A 5,951-nucleotide genomic window follows, 5' to 3' on the forward strand; every position below is an offset into this window, starting at 1 on the left:
AATCCTGTCGGATTATCGTGAGTGGTTTCAGGTTAAGGGTTCACAAACTGTTGAGATTTCTACAATCCAGGGCATCGTCATCCCCCGGTCAAAGCCGGGCGCAGGCTGTTTCGTGACGGACTATTCAGCCGGTGACCAGACGTACGCTTCCCCTTGCTGGAGTTCTCTGTGCTTACGCGCCAGAGCGAGACGAATAGTGCGTGCTAATAAGGCCGTGTCGTATTTGCCCTTTACGAGATAATCAGCAGCACCTGCCGCGATCGATCGGGCATCGGTGTGCCCATCGTCGACCCCGGTTAACATCACAAAGGGAGGGACGAGTCCGCTTGCCGGGATGGTGTTCAATAAAACATGACCTGTGTAGGCGCCCAGATGATAGTCGAGGAAGCACAGGTCGTACTTACGGTTGTGGAGTTTCTCCAGCGCATCTTCGACAGACAGGGCCCAATCGATCGTGTAGGACCAGTCGACGAGGGTTAATAGGTCGTCACGAAGAAAGCCAAAGTCGTCTTCGTCGTCTTCTACAATCAAGACACAGAGCTGGGTAGGCGTCATGGCGGTATTGGTTGTTACGGAAGGGTTTGCGGAGCCGGGATGCGGGTACATACGTTTCTACCCGCGTCACCAGGACAGGGATACTTTCTATAGATTCAGACCTCGGGTCGCGTTCCCGGTTTAGCGTACTGGAAGGGTAACGATAAACGTAGCCCCTTCACCGGGGGTACTCCTGGCTGAGATGGTCCCACCGTGCCGCTCTACGATTTTTTTGCAGATGGCCATGCCAATGCCCGTTCCCTCGTACAGATGACGCCCGTGTAGACGCACGAAGGGTTGGAAGAGCCGCTCAGCAAGAGTGGGATCGAATCCGATCCCGTTATCTTCGACGAAGAAACGGTACATCGCCGGCTCGCCGTTCGACGTATCGCATAACTCGCCGTGGACTCGTACGACGGGCGGCGTACCCTCCTTGTAGAATTTGAGGGCGTTGCCGACCAGATTCTGGAGCAGTTGCTGCATTTGATGCGGGTCTGCCACCACGGTATGTAACGCTCCGATCTCGACACGCCCTGCCGCATCTTCAATCCGCTGTCCCAGATCGCAGAGCACCTCGCCAAGGACCTGGTCCAGATCGGTGGGGACATACGGTTGGGACTGGCTCGTTACTCGCGTCAGGTCAAGCAATGCGTCGATCAAGTGCTGCATGCGCTTCGATGTGGCTGTCATGCGTTCGAGATAACCCTGACCCCGCTCATCGATCTCGTCCGAATAATTCGAGGACAGTCGATCGGCGAAGGTCTGGATCTTTCGCAAAGGCTCTTGCAAATCGTGAGAAGCGATCGACGCAAACTGCCTCAAATCCTCGTTACTCGCAAGCAGCTGCTGTGCGATATCGGCCAGGCCTTGTTCGGCCCGCTTTCGCTCGCGGAGATGGTGACGCATCGCGATCTCAGTCATCACCAGGTCAGCGATTTCACTCAGAACTTCAACGTCCTTCTCGGTCCATGCACGCGATTTGGAATCGATCGCGCAGAGCGACCCTATAGCCTGTCCATCCGGCGTAAAAAGTGGAATGCCCAGATAAGCGAGGACATTCAGGTCGCGTATTGCCAGGTTATTGGCCACGAGCGCGTGCCGTGTCGCTTCTTCAACGATAAGCGGTTCTCCCGAAGCGACCACATGTTGGCAGAACGAATGCGAAAGAGGTGTTTGACGCAACGAAGCCCAGGGTTCGGGGAGTCCGCACTGACTTTTGAAAAATTGCCGATCGGTATCTACCAGAGAGACGAGCGACACCGGAACCTGCATCAGCTTACTCACAAGGCTTGTGAGTCGGTCGAACGTATGCTCATCCGGGCTATCGAGGAGACCCGTTTCGTTGAGCGCGTTGCAGCGAGCCTGATGGTATAACGCGCCAGCCAGTAAAGATGCAGCCTCCTCACCTGGATCCTGTTGCCTAACCCGGGCTGAAAGATTTTCTGGACTTTCCATGTTCTCCCATTTCGGACGAATGACTAGATACCAATTGAAAGAGTGGTCGTACTGTGATAGGGTATCGGTGTCGCCAAAGCGTTCTTAAATGACGTGGAGTGCCCCCCTGGACGCGGTGCAAGCAGCGTTGTATCATGCATGCTGGCAGACAGGTTCACCAGTCGATCCGTGGATTCATGACCCGGCGTAAAAACGATACCGTTATCAGGCAGCAACGAATACCCTGGCCGGCAACCCATGTGTGGGCCTCCCTCCTTGCGATCGCTGTCCTGGCCGGCTGCCAGCCTGCCCAGGAGCCCCCCCTGAGTCCCCCCAATATCGTCATGATCATGATCGACGATCTGGGCTGGATGGACCTGCGCGTCCAGGGCAATCCCCTGCTGGATACGCCGGTCCTGGATCGCCTGGCCGCCGAAGGGATGCGGTTCACCGATGCCTACGCCGCGTCGCCGGTCTGCTCGCCCACCCGGGCGGCTGTCATGACCGGGCTCTCGCCGGCCCGCCTCGCGATCACCAACCACATCACGGGCGACCAGGCGCAGTTCCAGCCGGCAGGGGCCACCCTGCGCGCCGCGGAGATGGTCAACTACCTGGCGCTCGACCATGTCACGGTCGCCGAACGCCTCAAAGAGGCCGGCTACGCCAACGCATTTTTAGGCAAATGGCACCTCTCGGGGACGAATGACGAGATGGATACCGTCGAACCCGGCCGCCGGCCCGAATTTCAGGGGTTCGACGTCAACATCGGTGGCGTCAGCTTCGGCGGGCCGCCGAGTTATTTCGACCCCTATCGCAATCCGGCTATCGAAGACCGCCGTGAAGGCGAGTACCTGACCAATCGGCTGGCGGACGAAGCGGTCGGGTTTATGCGCTCCCATCAATCACAGCCCTTTTTTATCGCCCTGTGGCCCTACACCGTCCACTGGCCGATGGACGCGCCGGAAGCGCTTGTGCAGAAGTACGAAGCGCGCGCCGGGTTTAGCGACCACGGGGAGGGCCTCGACGCGAGCCGGCGCTACGGCGCCATGATCGAGGCGATGGATGCCGCCGTCGGCCGCGTCCTCGTCGCGCTCGACTCGCTCGGCCTGGCGGAAGAGACGCTGGTGATCTTTACCTCGGACAACGGCGCCTACGGCGGCGTCACGGACCTCGCGCCGCTGCGTGCGGCGAAGGGGCACCTGTACGAAGGGGGGCTCCGCGTGCCGCTGATCGTCCGCTGGCCCGGGAAGATCCCCGCCGGCACGGTCTCGGCCGAGCCGGTGATCAGCATGGACTTTTACCCGACGATGCTGGATGCGGCCGGCCTGGCTCCCACGACGGACTTTCCGCTCGACGGCGAAAGCCTGCTCCCGATCCTCCATCAAACCGGCCCACTCCGGCGGGACGCCCTGTTCTTCCACTACCCGAATTACGCGTTCCACGGGGAGAACCGGCTGGGCGGGGCCATCCGGGAGGGCGACTACAAACTCATCGCACACTACGACGATGGCTCCGTGGAACTCTACCGCCTCTCCGACGACCTCGGCGAGCAGCGCGACCTGGCGGCCGATATGCCTGAGAAAGCCGAGGTGCTCAAGAGCCGGCTCGACGCCTGGCTCGTCGCGTCGGGCGCCCGGATGCCGGTTCCGATCATGCGCGACTAGCCGCCGCCCGCTCATTTTTCTGGCGCGTCGGCTGATTTTGGAGTAGAATTAGGTAGACCTCACGCTGTCTTTCCATGGAGGCATCATGCGCCAACCCTCGCCAACCGGCTTCGTTATCCTGCTCTTCGGTCTGCTCCTCGCGAGCCTATCGGCCTGCAAACCCTCTCCACCGGCCGCTACCGCGGCTCCCGACGCTCCCGACGCCCAACTGACCGTCCCATCGACCTCCGACTTCGCCGTCACCGGCGACGGCGCCAACCCCGCATGGGAGCGCGCCGCATGGACGCCGCTCACGATCCGCCGCGACAGCGGGCATGGCTATGCCACCCGCGTCAAGATGCTGTATTCGGAGACGGGGCTGTACGTCTTGTTCGATGGCGCCGACAGCCTGCTCACCGCCACCCTCGAAGGCGACTACCTCGAGCTGTGGACGGAGGACGTCTACGAGTTTTTCTTCTGGACCGACGAGCGCTACCCGGTCTATTTCGAATACGAGATCTCACCGCTCGGCTACCAGTTGCCGCTGATCATTCCCAACTTCGAGGACCGGTATTTCGGGTGGATTCCCTGGCAATATGAGGGCGACCGGGTGACGCGCAAGGCGGTGTCGATCCAGGGTGGGCCGGCGACCCCCGGTGCCGCCATTTCTGGATGGCGGGCAGAAGTGTTTGTGCCCTATGCGTTGCTCACACCGCTGCAACAAGTGCCCGCTGAGAAAGGCATGCGCTGGCGGGCCAATTTCTACCGGGTCGACTACGACGGGGGAACGTCGAGCACCTGGAGCTGGGTGCCGGTCGGCGAGTCGTTCCACACATTCGAACGGTACGGCACGCTGGTGTTTGAATGATCCGGAGTCACGATCGACCCGGCTCCGGACCCGATTGAGATCCCGACATCATCCTACCAGGCAGGATCGCATTCGCCTCATAGCCTGAGTCATCCCGGCCCAGTCCGATCCCTGGAAAAGAATAGTTGGGCGTAGGAGGAAACGTCGCGTCAGTCAAAGGATTTACCCTATAAGAAATGTCCGCCTTTCATGGCTGGCCTCGCACCGCCTCTACGCCACCCTGCCACCCGCTCTCCATGCACAAGCTCATGCTCATCGCCGTGCTGGCGCTTGCCTCCTGCGAACTGCCGCCGCCTCCGGGCGCCACCGACCGCGCGCGCTCCATGGCGGACGATGCAAAATCCCGGCTCGAAGCCTCCGAGGGCGGCCAGCTGTTGCTACGTTCCATCGACGCGCACGGCGGGCTCGACGCCTGGTATGGAGCGCCGACCAGTTCGTACACCTGGGATTATTCGAATGTGGGCTCAAACATCCGCTTCAAAACGCGTCTGGTGGCGGACAACTACTCGCGCCGCATCTACCACGATCTGTTGGAGCTTGGCACGCCGGAGAACCCGATGCCGGCGAGCGGCCGGTTTGCCTGGGATGGCGAAGACGCCTGGATCAGTCCAGACTCCCTGCAAGGCATCAACCCGCGCTTCTGGGCCACGACCGGCTATTATTTCGAGTCCATCCCCTTCATCCTTGCCGACCCGGGGCTCCACTATACCGTGCTACCCGATGATACGCTCAACGGCATGCCCCACGATATGGTGCGGGTGTCCTACGAAAACGGCGTCGGCGACTCGCCGGGCGATACCTACACGCTCTTCCTCAACAAGGAAACCGCGATGGTCGACGGCATCCGCTATACCGTCACGTTCGGCGGCGGGCCTCCTGCCGCGGGCGAGCCGCTGCGCGAGACGCTGTTCTACTATAAGAACTACACGACCGTAGACGGCCTCACCGTCGCGACGCGGTTTCGTGGGTTCAATGTGGTGGACGGCGTGCTGTCGGGCTTCAAGAACGAAGCCTGGGCCGGCGACATCTCCTTTTCGAATCCATTCGATGAACGCAGGCTCGCCATGCCGGAAGACGGCCGTGTCCAGCCGATGCCGAACGCCCAACCGTAATCGTTTTCTCCATGATCCGCTTCCTCCTCCTCTTCCTCCTCCTAGCCGGCTGCGACTTCCCCGGCGAGGACGACGCGTCCGCCCTCACCTACACGCCGGTCTTCGACGCCTCGACCTTCGAGGCGGACGTCACGCATCCGTTCTTCACGCTCGTCGGCAACGTGTTTCGCCAGTACCAGGGCCAGACCCCCGAGGGATTAAAAACCATCCAGACCGTCGTCACCGGGACGCGACGCACCGTCGCCGGCGTGTCGACCACCGTCGTCCGCGACCGGGTGTTCGTCGATGGACTCCAGGTCGGGCTCGTGTTTCGATGGTACGCACAGGACGCGGCGGGCAACGTGTGGCACCTGGGCACGG

The 5,951-nt window shown here is 61.1% G+C and carries 6 protein-coding genes; 4 read left to right on the plus strand and 2 right to left on the minus strand.

The window, feature by feature from the left end:
• Nucleotides 1-120: 120 nt before the first annotated feature.
• Complete coding sequence (locus tag SH809_17535) at nucleotides 121-555, minus strand: response regulator (protein MDZ4701519.1); 435 nt, start codon at nucleotides 553-555, stop codon at nucleotides 121-123.
• Between the two features lie 120 nt (nucleotides 556-675).
• On the minus strand, nucleotides 676-1,989 hold the full coding sequence (locus SH809_17540) for an ATP-binding protein (GenBank protein ID MDZ4701520.1): 1,314 nt from the start codon (nucleotides 1,987-1,989) through the stop codon (nucleotides 676-678).
• A 239-nt stretch (nucleotides 1,990-2,228) separates the two neighbouring features.
• On the opposite strand from SH809_17540, the gene SH809_17545 reads away from it, so the two are divergent.
• From SH809_17545 to SH809_17560, 4 genes are all read left to right on the plus strand, one after another.
• Nucleotides 2,229-3,632 (plus strand): sulfatase, encoded by a 1,404-nt coding sequence (locus tag SH809_17545; GenBank protein MDZ4701521.1) that lies wholly within the window; start codon nucleotides 2,229-2,231, stop codon nucleotides 3,630-3,632.
• Between the two features lie 85 nt (nucleotides 3,633-3,717).
• Nucleotides 3,718-4,479: a carbohydrate-binding family 9-like protein gene (locus tag SH809_17550; GenBank protein ID MDZ4701522.1), complete on the plus strand. Its 762-nt coding sequence runs from the start codon at nucleotides 3,718-3,720 to the stop codon at nucleotides 4,477-4,479.
• A gap of 236 nt (nucleotides 4,480-4,715) precedes the next feature.
• Nucleotides 4,716-5,591, plus strand: coding sequence for a hypothetical protein (locus SH809_17555; GenBank protein MDZ4701523.1), 876 nt, complete (start codon nucleotides 4,716-4,718; stop codon nucleotides 5,589-5,591).
• Between the two features lie 11 nt (nucleotides 5,592-5,602).
• Nucleotides 5,603-5,951 (plus strand): hypothetical protein (locus SH809_17560; GenBank protein MDZ4701524.1); only part of this gene is annotated, 349 nt, incomplete at its 3' end.

The organism is Rhodothermales bacterium (assembly GCA_034439735.1).
GTDB lineage: Bacteria > Bacteroidota > Rhodothermia > Rhodothermales > JAHQVL01 > JAWKNW01.

Excerpts from the sequence above, each read along its gene's own strand:
- SH809_17555 (MDZ4701523.1), top strand. The coding sequence starts at position 4,716 with ATGCACAAGCTCATGCTCATCGCCGTGCTGGCGCTTGCCTCCTGCGAA.
- SH809_17535 (MDZ4701519.1), bottom strand. The coding sequence starts at position 555 with ATGACGCCTACCCAGCTCTGTGTCTTGATTGTAGAAGACGACGAAGAC.
- SH809_17550 (MDZ4701522.1), top strand. The coding sequence starts at position 3,718 with ATGCGCCAACCCTCGCCAACCGGCTTCGTTATCCTGCTCTTCGGTCTG.
- SH809_17540 (MDZ4701520.1), bottom strand. The coding sequence starts at position 1,989 with ATGGAAAGTCCAGAAAATCTTTCAGCCCGGGTTAGGCAACAGGATCCA.